Source organism: Haloarcula pelagica (assembly GCF_030127105.1).
In the GTDB taxonomy this organism is placed as follows: Archaea; Halobacteriota; Halobacteria; order Halobacteriales; family Haloarculaceae; genus Haloarcula; species Haloarcula pelagica.
Genome location: NZ_CP126161.1, coordinates 3,461,204 through 3,481,008, shown reverse-complemented (window position 1 = coordinate 3,481,008; position 19,805 = coordinate 3,461,204). Strand labels below are relative to the sequence as shown.

Annotated in this window: 17 protein-coding genes and 4 pseudogenes; 9 read left to right on the top strand and 12 right to left on the bottom strand. The window is 68.0% G+C overall.

Annotated features, from left to right (window positions below; genetic code table 11):
• The first annotated feature begins 94 nt into the window (after positions 1-94).
• The gene (locus tag P1L40_RS18415; RefSeq protein ID WP_284009176.1) at positions 95-1,183 is read left to right on the top strand and encodes a glycosyltransferase family 4 protein; all 1,089 of its coding nucleotides are present in this window, start codon (positions 95-97) and stop codon (positions 1,181-1,183) included.
• On the opposite strand, the gene P1L40_RS18410 is transcribed toward P1L40_RS18415, so the two are convergent.
• The gene (locus tag P1L40_RS18410) at positions 1,184-1,615 is read right to left on the bottom strand and encodes a DUF7510 family protein (RefSeq protein WP_284009174.1); all 432 of its coding nucleotides are present in this window, start codon (positions 1,613-1,615) and stop codon (positions 1,184-1,186) included.
• 118 nt (positions 1,616-1,733) lie between these two features.
• On the opposite strand from P1L40_RS18410, the pseudogene P1L40_RS23595 reads away from it, so the two are divergent.
• Positions 1,734-6,258: pseudogene (locus tag P1L40_RS23595) on the top strand (DUF7997 domain-containing protein).
• A gap of 1 nt (position 6,259) precedes the next feature.
• Here P1L40_RS23595 and P1L40_RS18390 read toward each other — a convergent pair.
• Entirely contained in the window at positions 6,260-6,565 is a 306-nt protein-coding gene (locus P1L40_RS18390; RefSeq protein ID WP_284009169.1) for a PadR family transcriptional regulator, read from the bottom strand.
• Between the two features lie 203 nt (positions 6,566-6,768).
• On the opposite strand from P1L40_RS18390, the gene P1L40_RS18385 reads away from it, so the two are divergent.
• The 4 genes from P1L40_RS18385 (at position 6,769) to dinB (ending at position 9,579) form a co-directional block, all read left to right on the top strand.
• Positions 6,769-7,044: a hypothetical protein gene (locus tag P1L40_RS18385; protein ID WP_284009168.1), complete on the top strand. Its 276-nt coding sequence runs from the start codon at positions 6,769-6,771 to the stop codon at positions 7,042-7,044.
• 131 nt (positions 7,045-7,175) lie between these two features.
• Entirely contained in the window at positions 7,176-7,571 is a 396-nt protein-coding gene (locus P1L40_RS18380) for a hypothetical protein (protein WP_284009167.1), read from the top strand.
• 165 nt (positions 7,572-7,736) lie between these two features.
• Positions 7,737-8,252, top strand: a complete 516-nt coding sequence (locus P1L40_RS18375; protein ID WP_284009166.1) for a hypothetical protein — start codon at positions 7,737-7,739, stop codon at positions 8,250-8,252.
• A gap of 40 nt (positions 8,253-8,292) precedes the next feature.
• Positions 8,293-9,579, top strand: coding sequence for a DNA polymerase IV (gene dinB / locus P1L40_RS18370; RefSeq protein WP_284009165.1), 1,287 nt, complete (start codon positions 8,293-8,295; stop codon positions 9,577-9,579).
• A 1-nt stretch (position 9,580) separates the two neighbouring features.
• Here the strand turns inward: dinB and P1L40_RS18365 are convergent, their stop codons facing one another.
• Positions 9,581-9,928, bottom strand: a complete 348-nt coding sequence (locus P1L40_RS18365; RefSeq protein ID WP_284009163.1) for a hypothetical protein — start codon at positions 9,926-9,928, stop codon at positions 9,581-9,583.
• A 129-nt stretch (positions 9,929-10,057) separates the two neighbouring features.
• Between P1L40_RS18365 and P1L40_RS18360 the strand changes: the two are divergent.
• Positions 10,058-11,853: pseudogene (locus P1L40_RS18360) on the top strand (helicase HerA domain-containing protein).
• 6 nt (positions 11,854-11,859) lie between these two features.
• Here the strand turns inward: P1L40_RS18360 and tpiA are convergent.
• Positions 11,860-12,507 carry a triose-phosphate isomerase gene (gene tpiA, locus P1L40_RS18355; RefSeq protein ID WP_284009162.1) on the bottom strand — a complete coding sequence of 216 codons (648 nt, stop codon included), beginning with the start codon at positions 12,505-12,507 and terminating at the stop codon, positions 11,860-11,862.
• A gap of 102 nt (positions 12,508-12,609) precedes the next feature.
• Between tpiA and P1L40_RS18350 the strand changes: the two genes are divergently transcribed.
• The gene (locus tag P1L40_RS18350) at positions 12,610-13,173 is read left to right on the top strand and encodes a response regulator (RefSeq protein WP_284009161.1); all 564 of its coding nucleotides are present in this window, start codon (positions 12,610-12,612) and stop codon (positions 13,171-13,173) included.
• Here the strand turns inward: P1L40_RS18350 and P1L40_RS18345 are convergent.
• From P1L40_RS18345 to P1L40_RS18315, 7 genes are all read right to left on the bottom strand, one after another.
• On the bottom strand, positions 13,170-13,697 hold the full coding sequence (locus P1L40_RS18345; RefSeq protein WP_284009160.1) for a multiprotein bridging factor aMBF1: 528 nt from the start codon (positions 13,695-13,697) through the stop codon (positions 13,170-13,172). The genes P1L40_RS18350 and P1L40_RS18345 overlap by 4 nt on opposite strands.
• Before the next feature lie 49 nt (positions 13,698-13,746).
• Positions 13,747-14,355, bottom strand: a complete 609-nt coding sequence (locus tag P1L40_RS18340; protein ID WP_284009159.1) for a CDP-alcohol phosphatidyltransferase family protein — start codon at positions 14,353-14,355, stop codon at positions 13,747-13,749.
• The gene (locus tag P1L40_RS18335; protein WP_284009158.1) at positions 14,352-14,858 is read right to left on the bottom strand and encodes an adenylate kinase family protein; all 507 of its coding nucleotides are present in this window, start codon (positions 14,856-14,858) and stop codon (positions 14,352-14,354) included. The genes P1L40_RS18340 and P1L40_RS18335 overlap by 4 nt, the downstream gene beginning before the upstream one ends.
• Positions 14,855-15,937 carry a histidinol-phosphate transaminase gene (hisC, locus tag P1L40_RS18330; RefSeq protein ID WP_284009157.1) on the bottom strand — a complete coding sequence of 361 codons (1,083 nt, stop codon included), beginning with the start codon at positions 15,935-15,937 and terminating at the stop codon, positions 14,855-14,857. The genes P1L40_RS18335 and hisC overlap by 4 nt, the downstream gene beginning before the upstream one ends.
• A gap of 63 nt (positions 15,938-16,000) precedes the next feature.
• Complete coding sequence (locus tag P1L40_RS18325; protein WP_284009155.1) at positions 16,001-16,207, bottom strand: HVO_0649 family zinc finger protein; 207 nt, start codon at positions 16,205-16,207, stop codon at positions 16,001-16,003.
• A gap of 63 nt (positions 16,208-16,270) precedes the next feature.
• On the bottom strand, positions 16,271-17,107 hold the full coding sequence (locus P1L40_RS18320) for an NAD-dependent epimerase/dehydratase family protein (RefSeq protein ID WP_284009153.1): 837 nt from the start codon (positions 17,105-17,107) through the stop codon (positions 16,271-16,273).
• 40 nt (positions 17,108-17,147) lie between these two features.
• Positions 17,148-17,477 carry a hypothetical protein gene (locus P1L40_RS18315; protein ID WP_284009152.1) on the bottom strand — a complete coding sequence of 110 codons (330 nt, stop codon included), beginning with the start codon at positions 17,475-17,477 and terminating at the stop codon, positions 17,148-17,150.
• 223 nt (positions 17,478-17,700) lie between these two features.
• Between P1L40_RS18315 and P1L40_RS18310 the strand changes: the two are divergent.
• Positions 17,701-18,150: pseudogene (locus tag P1L40_RS18310) on the top strand (CopD family protein); the annotation flags it as partial.
• Here the strand turns inward: P1L40_RS18310 and P1L40_RS18305 are convergent.
• Positions 18,150-19,783: pseudogene (locus tag P1L40_RS18305) on the bottom strand (GMC family oxidoreductase). The pseudogenes P1L40_RS18310 and P1L40_RS18305 overlap by 1 nt on opposite strands.
• Positions 19,784-19,805 lie beyond the last annotated feature (22 nt).

Genomic DNA, 19,805 nt, shown 5'->3' with positions numbered 1-19,805 from the left:
AGACACATCTTCAGGGGTCGACGACGGAGGAGTGACCGCGACCGGGGGCTCTCCGGCCAACAGTATAAGTATCCCACCGTCAATCGTCTACGTGATGGCTACACAGGTCCTGATGCTGGCATGGGGGTTCCCGCCGAACGTGACCGGTGGACTGGACACGGCGGTCGGCGAGTTGTTCGAACGACTCACCACGAGAGACGATGTCGACATCGAACTCGTGTTGCCAGCGGAGTACGCCCCCGACGGCTACGAGAACATCCACGGCGTCCCGACCGGCGAGGGTGACATCATCACCCGGATCGGCCGGCTCTCCGGGGAGTTCGTCGACCGGGCGGCCGACGCCGATATCGTCCACACGAACGACTGGTTCGGCTACAACCCCGGTTCGCGTGCGCAGTCGACCCACGATGTCGAGTGGGTGACGACCTTCCACTCGCTGTCCTCGGACCGCAACATGGAGCCCCCTGAACGGGAGGTCCAGACCGAACAGCGGATCGTCAACCGCGCGGACCACCTCGTCGCCGTCAGCAAGTACACCGCTGGCAAGATCCGACGGGAGTACGGCCGCGAGGCACAGGTCATCTACAACGGCTTCTCCTCGGTCGAGGCCACTGGCCGGGACATCAAGGCCGAACTGGGTATCGACGGCGAGATGCTCTTTTTCGTCGGCCGCCACACCGACCAGAAGGGCATCTCGTATCTCCTGTACGCGCTCTCGAAGCTTCGTCGTGACGACCTGACGCTCGTTCTGGGCGGATCGGGGCACCTCACCGCGCAACTGAAGCGGTTTACCGAACTGCTCGGGATCGAGGATCAGGTCGAGTTCGTCGGCTACCTGCCCGAGGAGGAACTGGGCGACTACTACGCTAGCGCGGACCTGTTCGTCTCGCCCTCGCTCTCGGAGCCGTTCGGCATCACGTTCACCGAGTCGCTCTCGGTCGGGACCCGCGTCGTCGCGAGCAACGCCGGGGCCGCGGAAGTGCTCCCCGAGGACTGCCTCATCGAGGTCGAGCCCCAGTCCGACTCCATCGCGGACGGGATCGAGTACGGGCTGACACTCGATACCCCGATCGAGTACGATGTCCGGACCTGGGACGAAGTCGCCGAGGACCACGCGGACCTGTACAAGTCGATCGCCGCGGGGACGGAATCCGAGGCCTCGGACGACGAAGCCGGAACCTGATCAGCGCAGGACTCTGAGATCGGTGACCGGCTCCGGGTGGACGATTCGGAACCCGTCGCCCGTCGGCGAGAGTCCGGCGCGCTCGCTCACGTCGCCGCCTGACTGGTACGGGCTGTCGGAGTTATCGGCCGACTGGTACGGGCTGTCCGACTCCGCGGGCTGGTAGGGACTGTCGGAATCTGCGGACTGGTACGGGCTATCCGACTCCACGGACTGATACGGACTGTCCGCGTGTGGCGTGTCGGCGGCGGAGTCGGGCGGCCGTTCGAAGTCCTCCGGTGGGAGGTAGATCCGTTCGCCCGATCGGGATTCGACGACGACGGCGGCGTCTCGGTCGCCCGTCGCGGTGATGACCGTTCGGCCGTCGTCGATGTCGACATCGATGGAGATCGGAATCGATCGTCCGCCGGAAGCGTCCTCGGAGTCGCTCATACCGGACCGTGACCGCGGACTCACTTATACTGTTTCCCGATGTCGGGGTGCCGGTTCCGCCGCCGGTGTCAACACACACCACGAGAACTTTACCGTGCGGGCTGTTGGTGGCAGCAAGATGCGGTTGCGAACGGCACTCAACGACTACAAGCGAGGGGACGACGGGTCGACGGCAGCGACGGGCGCGTTCTCCGGGCACGGCGACCGTCTCGTCCACGTCGCTCCCGCGGGGACCGTCCGAGACTACTCCGCGGCGATCTCCGGACTGTACGGTATCGACCGGTCGCGGTTCGGCGTCAAGACGCCGCGCCGGACGATCTGGCTCGACGACCTGGAGACGGTCAGACAGCACTACTACCGCGAGACGACGTTGATCGAGACCGAGTACGACGCCGGCGAGTTCACGGTCCACCAGTACGACCTGACGCTGGGGCGTGCCCACCTCACGCACGTCGAACTCCGCGGCGCGGTCCCCCCGGACGCGCAACTGGTCGCGTTCCTGACGATGGCACCGGAGGGCAAGGAGACACAGGTCGGCCGGCTCGTCCACCCGGAGAAAGGCCCCGCCGACGGCGCGGTCGTCGAGGTGTTTCACCACGACGAACACGACTACGTCACCGCCTCGACCGGGCTATCGGGCATCCGCGGGCAGGTCCCCGAGCGGTTCCCCGAGATCCTGGCCGACGAACCGGTCGAGTTCCCCCGCGAGCGACAGCGCCGCAGGTACGAGGACACCCACCTGAGCGGCGATGTCGTCGTCCAGGCGCCCCTCGAACGCGAGGGACGGGGACTCCGAACCACACTGGTGACACAGCTCTCGGACCACGGCGACATCGACCGCGGGACGGCGATCCGCGACCTCCGGGAGTGTGCGGCCCGGTTCCAGGGGGCCAGAGACATCAAGGAGGCCGCGCGGGAACGGACCGAGATCACCGTCCCGGAGGGGGTCGTCCGCGAGCGCGTGGTCCGGAGTGACCTCCGGGCACTCGACCTCCTGAAAGCGCCCAGCGGCGGCCGGATCGCGGCCCCGGAGTTCGATCCGTTCTTCCGGGACTCCGGGGGCTACGGCTACACGTGGTTCAGGGACGACGCGCGCATCGCCCAGTCGCTGCTCTCCTCGACCGGGACGCTGGGACTGGACATCGACGACGAACTCGTGGCGAGCGCACAGTTGTACTGCCGGACCCAGCTCGGGATGGCACCTGGCCACACCGCGTCTGGGCGCGTGACGGCTCGCTCGCCCCGGGGTGGGCCCACGCACACGTCGAGGACGACGACGACTCGCTGGAGTACCAGGCCGACCAGACGGCGACCGTGACCGCGTTTCTGGCGGCGCTACTGTGTGATCGCCGTGACCGACTGTCGCCCGAGACGGCCAGCGAGATCCGGACCACCATCGAGGCGGCCGTCGAGGCGATGGAGGCGGATCTCGACGACGGTGGGCTTCCCGGCCCGTGTCAGAACCTCTGGGAGGACATGGTCGGGCAGTTCACCCACACGACGGCCACCTACCTCGAAGCGTTCGCGACCGTGGCTCGGGCACCGGTCGCCGACGACCTGCGCGACCGGGCGCGAGCCTGCGCGGATCGGGTCGCCGACGGGCTGGACCGGCTCTGGGAGGACGCGACCAGGACCTACGCCCTCCGGCTGACCGACGGCGGGCTGGATCTGCGACTCGACGCCGCGACGTTCGCGCTCGTCGACGGGTTCGCCGCGTACGCGGCGCTCGACGGCGTCGATCTGGACGACGAGACGGCCGACCGGCTCACCGATCACGTCAGCGCCTGTCTCGACGACCTCTACCGGAACCCGGCCGGCGAACCGGTCGCGGGGCTGATCCGCTACGAGGGCGACACCTGGCGGACCGAGGGCCAGGACGGCGAGAAGATCTGGGGGTTGACGACGGCGATGGGGGCCGCCGCGGCCGCGAAACTCGGTGTGCTCCTGGGTGAGTTCGGTCGCGACGGGACGGCCTTCTTCGAGCGCGCTGCGGGGTTGTACGGACTCATCGAGCACGACGGGCCGCTGGTGACGGACGTTGGGTACCTCCCGGAACAGCTTCACGACGACGGCCGGGCCGACAGCGGCACGCCGCTGGGGTTCGCCCACGGCTACCGACTGCAGGCGACCGCGACGCTCGCGGCGCAGGACGCCCTGCCGAGCGCGGCGCCGTCGCCGTCGGGACCGCCCGACCGACCCCGATGGACGACCGGCGAGAAGTTCGGCGTCGGCACCGTCGCCGACCACCGTGCCGACGATCCCTCCCGGGTCTGGTTCACGCTGACCGCGGGCGCGCTGACGGAGGTCCGGTTCCCGCGGGTGGACCTGATGAACCTCCGGACGCTGGATTTCATCGTCTCGGCACGGACCGACGACTACACCGTCAGGACACACGTCGAGGGCGCCGGCCGCGCCGAGGGCTCCGTCGCGCGCCGGGTCGAACCGACGGCCGACGACGCGCTCTGTTTCCGCCACGTCGTCACGGAGACCGGCGACGGGCAGGGTCACGAGTGGCAACTCACGGTCGAGTACGCCGCCGATCCCGACCACGACGCCGTCGTCGCTGACATCGAGTTCGAGGCACGAGACGGCGCCCAGTACGACCTGTTCGCGGCCGCGGACGTTGCTCTGGCGAACAGCGGCACGCGGGACCGCGGACTGCGCCTGGGCCAGCCGGCCGCTACCACCTGGCGGCCCGGGACGCGAGCGCCTACACCGGCTCCTCGACGGAACCGCGACTCGTCGACGAGGACGGCGAGGGGTACTCGGTCGCGCTGGCGATGGTCGCGGCCGACCGCTTCGACTGGGCGACCGTCGGCGTCAGCGGGAGCGACCCGATCAGCGACCTCTTCGCCGAAGGGGTCCGTCCCGATCCCCGAGATTCGATCTCGAACGACAGCGTCGTCCTCGTCGGCCAACTGGGGGCCGGCGAACGGCTCTCCGAGACCGTCGCGCTCGGCTTCGCCCGACAGGCCGACACCGCCGCGGCGCTCGGGGAGGCAGAGGGCGCGCTCGCAGCGGGCTACGACACCGTCAGAGCGGGCTACGTCGACTCCTGGCAGTCGTTCCTCGACGGCCGTCCGCTCCCCGAGTCCGTCGCCGACGAGCCCGAACTGGCCGCCCAGTACCGGACCGCGCTGATGACGCTGCTGGCCGTCGAGGACAAGACCTTCCTCGGGGGCTCGATCGCCTCCCCGTCCGTCCCGTGGGGCGAAGCCGTCACCGCCGAGGAGCGCAAGGGGTACGGCTACAACTTCGTCTGGGCGCGGGACCTCTATCAGGTCTTCACCGCGTTCGAACTCGTCGACGACATGGAGACTGCCGTCACCCAACTGGAGTACATCTACCGGTACCAGCAGGACGAGAACGGCTTCATCCCGCAGAACACGTACCTCAACGGGATCACCCGCTGGGGCGGCGAGCAGATGGACAACATCTCGTTCCCGCAGGTGATGGCCGCCCGCCTACTCGAACGGGGCTATCGCTTCGAGGATGTCGACTACGACTACGAACACGTCCGTCGGTCGGCCGACTACGTCCTCCGCAACGGACCGGCGACCGGCCAGGAACGCTGGGAGGAGGAGTCGGGCTACTCGCCCTCGACGATCGCTGCCGAGATCGCCGGCCTGGCCTCGGCGGCACAGATCGCGCTGGAGACCGACCACGAGGCCGACGCGCTGGTCTGGCTCTCACTCGCGGACCGCTGGACAAACATGGTCGAGAACTGGACCGCGACCCACACCGGCACCGACAGGCACGCCCGGACGCCGTACTTCCTGCGGATCACCCGCGACGGCAACCCGGAGACCGGGTTCCGGCGCCGGCTGGCAAACGGCGGGCCACAGCTCGACGAGCGGGACATCATCGACGCCGGCTTCCTCGAACTCGTCCGGCTGGGGATCACGCCCTGGGACGACGAGACGATCCGCAACTCCGTGGCCGAAGTCGACGAGACGATCCGCGTCGACCTGCCGGCCGGAGCGGCGTTCTACCGGTACAACGGCGACAGCTACGGCGAGCGCGACCGCGAGGACAGCGGCGCGCCGTGGGCGCTCGAAAACAGCGGGAAGGGCCGCCTCTGGCCGTTACTGACCGGCGAGCGCGGCGAGTACGAACTGCTGGCCGACACCGAGGAGAGCGCGCTCGACCCGACGGAACTCCTCCGGACGATGCAGCGGTTCGCCAACTCCGGGCGGATGATCGCCGAGCAGGTCTGGGACCGGGAGTACAGCACCGAGTACGACTGGGAGTACGGCGAGGGGACCGGCTCGGCGACGCCGCTGGCCTGGGCGATGGCACAGTTCATCAGGCTCGCACACGGGATCGACGAGGGCCGGCCGGCGGAGGCGCCGGCGTTCGTCCGCGAGCGATACAGCGAACGCGGCCGACACGGGCCCGACAGGAGCCCCGGCCTCCACGTCGACACGAGCTTCGAGGGGAACCAGGTCGTCGTCACCGGCGAGACCACCGCCGCGGTCGTCGCGATCAAGACGCCGACCGACACGGCGCTCGTCGAACCGGACGACGGCGCGTTCGAAGAGCGGCTGGCGATCCAGTACGGGGAGAACGATATCCTGGTCGCAGCCGCGGCAGAACGCGACATCGAGTCGGCGGGGACGACCGTCCGACGGCTGACGGTGTGAGCTACACCAGGGACTGCAACAGCTCGGCGTGTGTCCGCAGGAGCGCGGTGCCCTCGTCGGTGATGACGTACTCGTTGGTTCGGCGGTCGAGCTGGCGTTTCTCGATCAGGTGTTGCTCGTCGAGTTCGTCGAGGTTCTGATACAGCCGGCCGTGTGTCACGGTCTCGGGATACACGTCCTCGACGACGCGTTTGATCGCGAGCCCGTAACACGTCTCGTCGCTGCGTTTGAGCTGACTGATCGCGACCAGGAGGTCACGCTGGAACGCGCTCAGCTGTGTCCAATCGGCGTCGAGTTGTGGCGCCATCAGTCGACTCCCTGCCGTCCAGGCGTGACCTGAAATCCACGGCGACCCTCCGCCCACGTGACTACTGAGCTACTCATACAGGGAGATGTTCACCGGGACCAACTTAGTTCCACCTGACGATTTCGTTATCTTCGCTTGACGCGAGTATCAGATACTGTAACTGACCGAACAGGATTTATGTCAGTACCCGTTAGCCGGAGTGAATGTATAATAAAGTGGACTGGATGAAAGCGGCCGACCAGTCCATCCTCACGGTGCTGGGGCCACCGAAGGCACTCGAACTGACACCGAGCAACATCGCTCGCAACGCCGGGTTCAGCCGCGGCTACACGAGCGGGCGGCTCAACGAACTCTGTAAACGCGGGCTCGTTACTGTCGACGAGTCCGGCGGCTCACACCCCTACTACAGTATCACCGAGCGGGGTGTGAAAGTCCTCAACGCGGAACTCTCACCGGACCAGTTGGAGGGGAGCGACTGAGGCGGGTGCCGATAGGCACAGGCCCGGAGTCGGCACGACCCGGGACTGGGACCTCGTGTGCGCGGCCCGGCCGAGCCGCCCCTTACCAGTAAGGAGGGGGAGTGAGGCACCACGCGGGTGTCCTCGCTTGTATGGAACCGACGCAAGCGCGCTACGACGTTATCGCCGATCAGGGACAGAACACACTCCATCTCGTTCTCCAGGGGCAACTCACCGATGACGAGGTAGAGCGCCTCGCTGTCGAGGCGGTCACGTCGGCCCGGCACCTCAGTCCGGGCTTTACCGTCATCACCGATGTCTCGGAGTTCGACCCGCACTCGACCGTGGTCGTCGAACCGCTCGTTCGCGCTCGCGGCCAGCTGTGTGAGATGGGGTGTGAACGGATGATCAGCGTCCTGGCGGACGACACAGCCGACGACCCGACCCGGGGCGACTACCAGGTCGAAACGACGACAGCGCGTTCGGCGTCCGGCATCGTGCCGCCCTCGACATCCGAGTCGGTCTCGGCGAGGGCAAACTTGAAGTAGCACCGTGACAATAGGTAACGTGGAGCGTACGACTCCCGGCGGGAACCACCGCCGTATCGTTCCGGGATTGGCACCGGCGGCCGACCGATCACCTGCGGGGCACGGCCACCCCGCCGGTAACTTTACTCTTATACGGACACGACCAGTAGCTGTCCGTCGTTCCAGATGACCACGCTGCGTGCCGTCGTTCGACTCGGCGACCGCCCGCCGCTCGGCGAGGGGATGGTCCCGCTCGTGGAGGCCCACCTGTACGGGGGTGGACTGGCGCGGTTCGTCGCGTTCCGCGTCACCGACGGGCCGGAACTCGAACGGATTCCGGGAGCGTACGCACCGGATTTCGGTGCCGACCCCGCCTATCCGGTGACCGACCTGCTCCTCGCGCTCCCGGAGACGCGCGGACTGTCCGCGGTCGGCCAGCGCCTCGATACGCTCTCGACGAAGGCCGACGCCAACTACGGCCAGTCGTTCGACGCGATGGTGTTTACCACGGACGTGGAGTGGGGCAGCGACGGCTACGGTCGGCTCTTCGAGGGCCGGAGCCAACTGGAGGCACACCCCTTCGACGGCGTGGCCGAGGTGACACTCCTGGCCGGCGCGAGCGAGGCCCAGCGGGACACACTCGCCGCGAACCTCGACCGCCTCGACGGGACGACGGCCGTCTACACCGCCGACCGTGACTGACAGCGACATCGATTTTGCGCGGGGGGATCTACCCTCGGCCATGGACGGGCTGGGACTACCGGGATCGAGCCGGCGCGAGCGGGTCCTCGCCCACGTCGACATGGACTGCTTCTACGCGGCCTGCGAGCGACAGCGCGAGCCGGCGCTGCGGGGCGAACCACTCGTCGTCGGGATGGGCTACGAACCCGGAGAGACCCACGGGGCGGTCGCGACCGCCAGCTACGAGGCCCGCGAGTACGGCGTCGAGTCGGCGATGCCGATAACCGACGCCCTCGAACGCCTCCCGCGCAAGGTCGACGCCGTCGACGACCCGGAGCGTGACGTGTCCGAGGCCGGCTTCTACCGGCCGGTCGAACTGGACTACTACGAGTCGGTCGGACGAGACGTGAAGGCGATTCTCCACGACACCGCCGACACCGTCCGGGAGGTGAGCATCGACGAGGCCTACCTCGATGTCAGCGACACCGTCGACTGGAGCGAGGCTCGGGCGTGGGCAACCGATCTCAAAGACCGGATCGAGGCGTCGGTCGGCGTGGTCGCAAGCGTCGGCCTGGCCCCGACGATGAGCGCGGCGAAAGTCGCCAGCGACCACGACAAGCCCGACGGACTGATCATCGTCGAGCCCGGTGAGGTCCGGGACTTCTTCGCGCCGCTGCCCGTCGAGGCCGTCCACGGCGTCGGGCCGGTGACGGCCAGAGAACTCGCCGCCATGGGGATCGAGACGGCCGGCGACCTGGCCAGTGCCGATCCGGACCGCCTCGACGACGCCTTCGGCGAGCGCGGCCGGGAGATCCGCCGGTTCGCCCGCGGCGAGGACGACCGCGACGTGACCCCGAAAGGCGACCCCAAGAGCCTCTCGCGGGAGTCCGCGTTCACCGAGGCGACCGAGGAGAGTGAGACGGTCCGGCGTCGCGTCCGCACGCTCGCCGACGCCGTCGCCGACCGCGCACGGCGACAGGAGGCCCGGTATCAGACGATCGGTATCAAGGTCGTCACGCCCCCGTTCGATGTCAACACACGCGCTCAGTCGTTGCCAGGGCCGGTCGAAGACGCCGATCTGGTCGAGTCGGTCGCGCTAGACCTGCTGACGGAGTTCGACGGTGCGGCGGTCCGAAAAGTCGGCGTGCGCGTCTCGAACCTGGACTTCTCGGCCGGCCAGCAGGCGAGTCTCGACGGGTTCGAGACGACCGACGACGACGGCCCGGAGCCCGGCGAGGGGAGGGCAGTCGATCAGGCACCGCTTGGTGCCTTCCAGGAGCGGGCGGGGACCGACCGAGTGGCCGACGGCGACAGGGGAGGCCAGACGACGCTCGACGAATTCGGCTGACTCAGTCGACCCCGTGCTCCAGATTCTCCAGCAGTTTCCCGACGAACAGTCCCGCACGCGGCGAGAGCACGTCGTCGGGCGGGACAGCCGTCGGCTGTGCGGCGAGCGTCCGAACGAACTGCTCGCTGTGTGTCATCGCCTGGAGCATATCGACCACGTCGACGGTGAGTCCCTCGTCGGAGGTGTCGACTCCGGGGAACTGCTCGCGATAGGCCTCGGTGTACTCGATCGTCCAGGCCGGCCCGCCCACGGCGGCGACGATGTCGTCGAGCGGCGCGATCTCGATGCGACCGTCGGGGGTACCGACGGAGACGCTCCCGTTCTCGACGACTGTCTCGTACCGTGTCATCTGTCACCGACCCACAAAAATAGTTACGGCTCCACCGCAATAGCGGTTGCTCCACCAAGCCCGTCAGCGGACGGAAGACGCCTGTCTGACGGAGAGTTATGAGGTGTGCGTGTCTCCGTCGGGACACGAATGGCAGAGACCGAACAGATAACCGTCGCCGACACGAGCGCCGGCGTCGGCGGAAACACGGACCCCGACAGACCCGTGAACCTGCCGGTCGTCGAACTGCTCACTGGCCGCGGCTTCATCACCGGGAAGAGCGGGAGCGGGAAGAGCAACTCCGCGAGCGTCATCGCGGAGAAACTGCTCGACAACGGGTTCGGGCTGCTCATCGTCGACATCGACGGGGAGTACTACGGCCTCAAAGAGGAGTACGAGATCCTCCACGTCGGCGGCGACGAGGAGTGTGACATCCAGGTCACGGAGGACCACGCGGGCAAGATCGCCTCGCTGGCCTTGGAGCAGAACGTCCCCATCATCCTGGACATCTCGTCGTTCCTCGACGAGGAAGAGGCCGAGACGCTGCTGACGGAAGTCTCGAAGCAACTGTTCGCCAAGGCCAAAAAGCAGAAACAGCCGTTCCTGATGCTCGTCGAGGAGTGCCACGAGTGGATGCCCGAGAAGGGGTCGATGGGCGAGGTCGGGAAGATGCTCATCAAGATCGGGAAACGCGGCCGGAAACACGGGCTGGGCATCGTCGGCATCAGCCAACGCCCGGCCGACGTGAAAAAAGACTACATCACCCAGTGTGATTGGCTGGTCTGGCACCGTCTGACCTGGAACAACGACACCAAGGTCGTCGGGCGGATCCTCGACAACGACTACGCAGACGCCGTCGAGGACCTCGGCGACGGCGAGGCGTTCCTGATGACCGACTGGGCCGAGGCCGTCCACCGGGTCCAGTTCCGGCGCAAGCAGACGTTCGACGCCGGCGCGACGCCCGGCCTCGACGACTTCGAGCGCCCGGAACTGAAGTCCGTCAGCGAGGACCTGGTCTCGGAACTGGAGACGATCAGCGACGAGAAACAGGCCACCGAGAACCGCATCAAGGAACTCCGCGAGGAACTGGACAAGAAGAACTCACGCATCGCGGAACCGAGCGGGAACTCCAGGACGCACGGGACCTCTCCCGGATGGCCGAGCAGTTCACCGACGCGCTGGTCGACCACGTCGACGACTACAACCCCGGGCGGACCGCAAAGGAGGAAGAACGCCGACGGCGCGAGCGGTTCGCGGAGGCCGGCGAGGGCTCGCCGTCCGAGACGGCCGAGGACTCGCCTGCCGAGGACGCGGAGCCGGCGGCGGCCTCCGGTGGCGGCTTCGGCGACGCGTTCGGCGACTTCGCGCCCGAGGAGGGGATGGACAGTCCGCCCGCGTCCGGCGGGGACGCCGGCCCACCCCAGGCGGACGCGACGGCCACCAACGGCCAGCCCGACGCGGCATCGGCCAACGGCCAGGCGGAGGGCGACGACGCCGAGACGGCGTTCGCCGCGGCGATGGCGTCTGTCGATTCCGGCGGCTCGTCGTCGGACGGCGGCGTCGCAGCCGACACCGGCGGCGGGACCCGAGCGGCACCGATCGATCCCATCGACGACTCGGTTCCGGAGGCCGTCGCGGCCCTCGCGGCGGATATCGCCGACCTGGAGGGAAAGACCCGGCGGATGCTCGCGTTCTACGTCGAACAGGGGCCGGGGACGCCGCTGAACGCGCACTTCTCGGCCGGCGGCTCGGGCGACCGGACGGCGGCCTACGCGCGCAACCGGACGCTCAGGCTCCGTGGGCTCGTCGAACACGTCGGGAGAGGCTCCTACGACGTACGGCTGGGCGCGCTCATCGACGAAGAGACGGCGACCGACCTCCCGGCCGCGCAGCGCGACGAGTACGCCGACCGGCTCGAAGGACAGATCGTCGACAACGAGTCCTGAGAGCCGTCAGACCAGCGGCTCGACGAGGTCTTCTAGCGCGGCACGGGGGTCGTCGGCCTTCGCGACACCGCTCGCCAGCAGGACGCCGGTCGCGCCCAGATCGCTCGCGGAGACGAGGTCTTCCCCGGTAGAGATACCCGCGCCACACAGCACGTCCACGTCGCCGTCGACCCGTGCGGCCGCGTCGACGGCACCGGTGACGATGTCGGGGTCGGCCTTGCTGACCGGCGTCCCGGTGCCGATGAGTTCCGGCGGCTCGACGGCGACGGCGTCCGGGCCGAGCGCCGCGGCGGCACCGATCTGTGCGGGGTTGTTGGCACAGACGATCGTCTCCAGGTCGACCCGATCGGCGGCGTCCAGGGAGCCGTCGATGTCGGCGAGTTTGAGTCGGTTCTCGGAGTGGTTCAACAGCGTGCCGACGGCGCCGGCGTCGGCGACCGCCTCGGCCAGCGTACTCCCGGTGTGGCTGCCGTGCTCGACGGGGCTGACGTGCTGTGCCCACGTCTCGACGCCCGTCTCGGCGACCGACTCGATGTGGGCCGCCTGGGGTGCGACCGCGACGCGGACGCCGGAGTCGTCGCTCACGTCGGCTGCGGCGGTCGCTACCTCGATCGGATCGCACGGATACGCCTTCAGATTGACCAGAACGAACATACGACTATCACCTCGGCCGGCAGTCAAATAGGTTGTGCGGTACGGAGCCACACGGAAGCTGGGGGTATTAAGACGGTCCGCGTCGTCACCAGTTATCGAACCGTGAACCGTGGCTCCGGGGGACCACCGACAGTCCTGATCGTCGAGGACGAACAGCATCTGGCAGACCTGTACACCGACTATCTCGCGGCGGCGGAGTACGACGTGGTGACGGCCTACGGCGGTGAAGAGGCGCTCGAACGCCTCGACCGCGAGCCCGACATCGTGCTTCTGGACCGGCGGATGCCCGTCGTCTCGGGCAACGAAGTCCTCGCCGAGATCGAGGACAGGAACTTCCCCTGCCGGATCGCGATGGTCACGGCGGTGAACCCCGACTTCGAGATCATCGATATGGGCGTCGACGACTACATCGTGAAACCGGTCACCCGCGGTGAGCTGATCGAAGTCGTCGAACGGCTGGAGATGATTTCGGACTACAACGAGCAGCTCCGGCAACTGACGACGAAGAAACTCAAGCGCAACGTCTTACAACTGGAGAAGACCGAATCGGAACTCCGCGAGAGCGACCAGTACCACCGGCTCCAGTCGGAGATCAGCGACATCGAGACGAACGTCGACTCGCTCGCGAACGAACTCGACGTAGAAGAGGAAGACCTCAGACTCTAGTCCTTGCGTTCGACGACATCGCCGAGCGTGTAGCTCCCCTGGCTGCTACCGCTCGACCACTCGGTCTCCTCGCTACTGCCGCCTTCGCTCAGCGAGATCCCCAGTTCGCGTTCGAGTTTCTTCTGGATCTCGTCGGTCGGGAGCGTGTCGCCGCGTTCGAGTTTCCGGATGAGACTTGCCTTCTCGTTGAGCTTCCGTGCGAGGTCCTCCTGGCTCATCCCGCTTGACTCGCGGGCCTCCCGGATCCGCTGGTCGTAGTCCTGGGCCACCTCGTCCATCTCGTCGAACATGTCGCGGCGACGGCTCGACCCGCCGGAACTGGACGAGCTCGACTGTGAGGACGAGGACGACCCGCTCGACCCGCTGGAGGATGTCGAATACTTCGTCGATGTCGAGGAGCTGTCCTCGGTTTTGACCTCCGTGCCGAAGTCGGTACACTCGTCACAGACATCGAGTTCAGCGCCCTCGATCTTGACGCGGTTCGGAGACGAGACCTCCTTGCCGCACATCTCGCACTGGACCATACTGCCGGGTTGGAGAGGGGAGGGTATAAATGGTGTGCCGGCCGCCCTGTCAGTCCAGCGCGCGCATCGAGTGATAGAACCGCTGGACGGCGGTGAGATGACCCACCAGGGCGAAGACGACCAGCAGCCAGCCGACGAGCGAGAGCCCCGCGACCTCGGGCTGGACGAACGCGACCACGCCGGTGACGACGCCGACGAGCGCCAGCCGGTCGGCCCGGCCGAGCAGGCCGCCGTACACCCGATCCAGGCCGACGGCTTCGGCCTGGGTGCCGAGGTACGAGGTCATCAACACGCCCGTGACGGCGGCGATGCCGAGCGCCCACTGGCCGATCCCCGCGGCCAGGCCGACGATGATCGCGATATCGGCGTACCTGTCGAGGACGTGATCGAGCAGGTCACCACCCGAGGAGGCAACGTCGAGTTCCCGGGCGAGCGCGCCGTCGACGAGGTCGAGCCAGCCGTTCCCCAGGACCAGAAAGGCACCGAGGACGTACAGCAGCGGGTCCCGTGCCGCCACGCCGTAGGCGCCGCCGGCACCGACAGCCAGCAGGAAGGCGATGACGCTCACGCCGTCGGGAGAGAGCCCGGTCATGCGGGCGGCGCTGACGAACGGCCCCAGCGCACGGTCGGCGAGCGGTCTGAACCTGTCCAGTGTCATAGCCACTCGACGTACGAGACGGTGCCGGCGCTCGGGTCACGCTCGCCGCGGAGCACGGCCTCGATGGCTGCCGCCACCTCGTCGGGGTCGCGGTCGGTCGTGACGACCTCGTAGACCGAGTCGATCCCGTGGCGGTCGACGGCCTCCGAGAGGATCACGTCCAACGCCTCCGATTCGGCGTTCTCGGCTGCCTTCGCCTCTTCGTCGCCCCGCCCCCGAAGGCGGGCCGCGACCGTCTCGGGGTGGGCACGGAGGACGATCACCCGGTCGGCGTCGAAGTGGTGTGCCAGGTGTGATTCGAAGACAACGTCGTCGCGCCCGTCGAGCCAGTCGGCCACCGCGTCCAGGTCGGCGACGAGACTCCCGCGTTCCTCGTCGCGGCCCGTCGAGAACCCCTCCGAGGTGACAACGTCGTTGAGGTGGACTACGTCGAGATCGGTGTCGAGTCGCTCCGTCGCCGTGGTCTTGCCCGTCCCGGGCGTGCCCGTCACTGCGACCCTCACGCCTCTGTCACCCCGAGAATCTCGTTGAGCGTCTCGACGGCTCGGCGCGTGTCCTCGCGCGTGCCACAGGTGATCCGGACGCACTCTGGCAGGCCAAAGGAAGAGCAGTCCCGGAGGATGACGCCGGCCTCCTGTGCCGCCTCCGCGACGGCGTCGGCGTCGCCGACCGACGCGAGCACGAAGTTGCCGGCGCTCTCCCAGGTGTCGGCCGCGAGTTCGTCGTGCATGTACTCCCGGGCCCAGGCGGCCGTCTCGACGGACTTGCGGACGTGTTCGTCGTCGTCCATCGCCGCAAGCGCCGCCCGGCAGGCGAGTTCGCTCGCCGAGAACGGCGTGTTGATCCGGGCGTAGGCGTCGGCCCACGATTCGGGGACCAGCGCGTAGCCGATCCGGACCCCCGCCAGTCCGTAGGCCTTCGAGAACGTCCGGAGGATCGCCACGTCGTCGCGGTCGTCGAGCAGCGATCGTTTGCTCGGCCGGTCGGAGAACTCCCCGTAGGCCTCGTCGACGACGACGAGGGTCTGCTCGTCGGTCTCCTCGGCGATCTCTCGGACGGCGTCCGTCGAGAACTCCGCGCCGGTCGGGTTGTGCGGGCTGGTTAGGTAGACGATCCGCTCGCCGTCGTAATCTTTCAGGACCGTCTCGGCCGTCTGTGCGAAGTCGTCGGCCTTCGAGAGGGTGTACTCGGCGACGGTCCCGTGGTGGTAGCGGGCGCTCATCGGGTAGTAGGCGAAACCGGGATCGGGCACCAGCACGCGCTGGCCCGGGTCCAGCATCGCCCGGGCGAGACAGTCGAGCGCCCCGTCACCGCCGTTCCCGAGCCAGACCTGCTCGTCCTCGCAGTCCCAGTGGTCGGCAACCCTCGCCACGAGGTCCGCGTGGGAGGCCTTCGGGTACGAGTGCATCCCGGCGGCCGACTCCCGGATCGCGTCGACGGCGGCGGGACTCGGCCCGAACATGTTCTCGTTGGACGCGAGTTTCACGAGGTCGTCGGGCTCGACCCCCAGTTCCCGGGCGACTTCTTCGATACCGCGGCCCGCCCGGTAGACCGTGTGCGACGAGAGATCGCGTGGCTCCATGGATGTGCCAAGCGGGTGGGGCGGCTTAAGAGTGACCACCTGGGCTGGCTCGACGGGACGGGGCTATCCGAGGATCGAGAACGTGTGCTCGCGCTCGGCGTCACAGCTCGGGCAGGTGTGGCGGTAGACGATCTTGCCGCCGTTGGTCCGGCTGTCCCAGTTGCCCGCCTCGTCGACGAACCCACACTCCGGGCACTTCTTTTTGGTTCCCTCGTAGCGGTTCTGGATACGTGCCAGCGGTGACGAGCCGCCCTTACGGTTCGTTGCCATGACATACGATACCACGCTTCGGTAGATAAATCTTCACGTTCGTTCACAGGACTGCGGTCACACTCACGCCGGCGGGCCGTCCCACTGCTCGCCGTCGTCCTGGGGCTCGTAGCCGATCGTCTCCCGGGCGTGTTCGAGGTCGTCGAGCCAGCGGCGCTCGTTGCCACTGACGCCGTAGAAGTGGTCCCACTCGACCGACTCGTCGTCGAGACAGCACGCGACCATGTGGGCCAGATCGCGGCGGGACTGCCAGAGCCCTTTCATGCGTGCGACCTGTTCCTCGTAGGCGTCGCTGCCCCGCTCCCAACGGCCCTCGTCGACACCTCGTTCGGCGTCGCCGTACGGGTGGTCGTACGCCGGATCCCGGATCGCGCCGAGACGGAGACCGTAGAAGCTGATCTCGTGTGCCTCGGCCGCGAGCCGCCCCAGGTCCTCGCCGTAGCTCTTCGTCAGACCGTACCGGGAGTCGGGACGGTGTGGCTCGTCGTGGCCGGCGACGATACCCCGGTCGTGGTACACGTCGGGCGCGTTCCGTCCCTCGACCATCCCGACGGCGTGGTTCGAGGAGGCGAAGACGATGCTGTCCAGGCCAGCGTCGACGGCCGCCTCGGTGACGTTGTGGATGCCTTCGAGGTTGTCGGCCTGTGGCTCGTTCCAGCCCAGCGCCCGGGAGTCGGGGCCGCCGGTCCCGGGGATCAGCGCCAGGTGGACCACCGCGTCCTGTCCCTCGAAGTGCGGGCGGATCTCGTCGTACGCCCGGACATCCGCGACGGCTGTCTCGTGAGGGCTCGGTGCGTCGTCCACGTCCAGCAACGTGAAGTTGTACCGGTCGTCGTCACCGAGGTGGTCGGTGATCGCCGTCCCGACGGTCCCGTGTGCGCCAGTGATGAGAACGTCCATACGGGCCGGGCGGTCCGGATCGGGTTAGGCCTTCCCCCGTCTAGTCGATGGGCAGCGCGTCGAGATCGATCTCGAACCGGAGCGTATCGTCGACGACCTCGCGGTTGACCGGGACGCGCTTCCCGATCAGTTCCTCGACCTCGTCCGGTGCGAGTTCGTAGGCGTCGAGGAACCGCTTGAGGTCACAGTTGGCGCCCCAGACCGGCGGGCGCTTGAAACACTGTTCGAAGGACGCGCCGCCGGGGAGTTCCATGTGGACCGCGACCTCGTGTCCCTCCTCGGTCACGTCCGTGATCTCGACCGTATCGAGGTTCCCGTTCGTTCGGACGCGGGACAGCGCGTCGGCCGTGTTGTCGATGTCACCAGGCATACCTGTCCGTGGTGACGCCGGCGGTGAAAACTCTTCACATGACGGCCGGGGACCGTCGTCGGTCACCACGGCCCGGATAGCGACAGCGGCGACCCCGGAGGCGACGCCGCGAACGTCGAAGCGCGAGACGTGTTCGCGGAAGCCGATCCCTCGGACGACGGCGGTTCCTGACCGCCGGGCGCGGAAGCAGGACGTTCAAGACAGTGCCGTCCAACCACCGCCCATGAGCACTGTCGATGCCGCGATCTTCGGAACCCACCTCGTGTTCGCTGGGCTCTGGTCGGGGAGTGTCCTGTTTACCGTCTACGCCGTGTTGCCGGTCGCGATGAACGGGAACGCGCGGGTCCGCGCACTCGAACCGATAACGGGTAAACTCAAGACCGTCTCGCGAGTGAGCGCGCTGGCGCTGCTGTTGACCGGCGGGCACATGGCCGCGACGCGGTACACCGCCGAGTCGCTGACCGGCACCGGACGGGGCCACCTCGTCTTGACGATGGTCGCGCTGTGGTTCCTGCTTGCCGGCCTCGTCGAGGTCGGCGCGTCGAAACTCACGGACGGGTTCGACCGGAAGAAAGTCGGGGAACCGGCCCGCGAGGCGCGGCCGTTCCTGCTCGGGGCCGCCGTCGTGGCAGTCCTCCTGTTGCTCGACGCCGGGGCGATCCTCGGGCTCTACTACAGCCGCTGCCCCACGTGGTCGGCACATTTCAACGCCAGGGCACCGATCGTGAGCGTCGGGTTCAGCGATCCGGCGGTGACGAACGCCGACGAGGACGCGACCGAGAGGTTCGTCAGATCGTGGGTCCGAAGGGTGGGTGTGACGACGCTCTCGGCGGGATCGGTCCCCATCCGGGTCGTCCCCATGTGGTGGTACGCCGGGCCGGTGTGTTCGGGTCCGACCGTACCGCCGATCTCGGCCCCGAGTTCCCGCAGGATCGCCACCTGGATCTCGTTGGCCCGGCGTAGCGACCGTTTGACACGCGATCCCAGCGACCACCGGATGTCCGGAACGGGGTTCCCGTGGTCGTCGGTCCGGGAGGTGTCGAGCGTCACACGGTTTTCCTTCCGCGGCGGTTGCCCCACCAGTCCGCCCATGGCGATGTGGGTGCCGTAGGCCGACCGGAGATCGGCGAGGAGGTCGTCACCCCAGGTCTCGCCGTCGAGGGCGATCTCGACCGGGGAGGGGCCGGCGTAGTTCAGGAACTCAAGTTTGATCGGCGAGAACGACTCCCCGGTCGACTCGACGACCGTCTCCCCGGTGCCGGCGTGTTCGACGGCCTGCCCGGGGTCGTCGTAGAACTGGTGGGTCTCGCTGGTGATGAAGCCGACGTGGTTCTGGCGGGTCTCCCGGTCGAGCGTGCCGCCGGCACCGGCAAAGAGGTGTTCCATGAAGTACCGGCCCACGAGCCCCGAGGAGTTGGCGAGGCCGTTCGGGTGGGCCTCCGACCGGGAGAGCAAGAGGAGGCGCGGGATCTCGACGCCGCCGGCGGCCAGGACGAACTCCCGGGCCGTCTGTCGGTGCTCGGTCCCGTCGGGGGTGGCGTAGACGGCGGCGGTGACCCGGCCCTCGCCGTCGGTCTCCAGGCGCTGGACTGGCACGCGATCGACGATGCGGGCGCCGGCCTCTTCGGCGTCCCTGGCGTGGACGCTGGCGTCGTACTTCGCGCCGGAGGGACAGACCGGCTGACAGGTCCCGTAGCCGACACACTGGCCCCGACCGTCGTACCCCTCGGAGTTGCGGGCGTTGGGGACCGAGTGGGTGGCGATCCCCAGCGACTCACAGGCTTCTGCGAACAGCGAGTCGCTGTAGGAGGGCGGGAACCCCGGCATGGGATAGGGGTTCTCCCGGGACGGTGCGAACGGGTTGTCGGCATCGCCGGCGACCCCCATCGCCCGCTCGACCTCGGCGTAGTAGGGCCGGAGGTCCTCGTAGCTGATCGGCCACGCCGGGTCTGCGTTTTCGTGGCCGCCGTCGAAATCCGTCGGGTGGAACCGCATCACCATCCCCTGCCAGTGCAGTGTCGACCCGCCGACGCCTTTCACGCGGGTGACGTTGAGCGGGTAGAACCGGTCGCCGCCGGAGGTGTAGGCGTCCCGCTCGCCCCCATCTCCCAGACATCGCCCCTGCCGCCCGGCCTGATCGCTCGCTCCATGCGCTCTTGGCGCGATTCGAAGTCGAACCGGGGACCGGCCTCCAGGACGACTACGTCGTGGCCGTCGTTGGCGAGTCGGCTGGCGACGAGTGCACCTGCGGGACCGGCACCGACGACACAGACATCGGCACGGTCGGACGGCTCGCGCTCCTCCATCTCGTCGAAGGATTAGGCGATC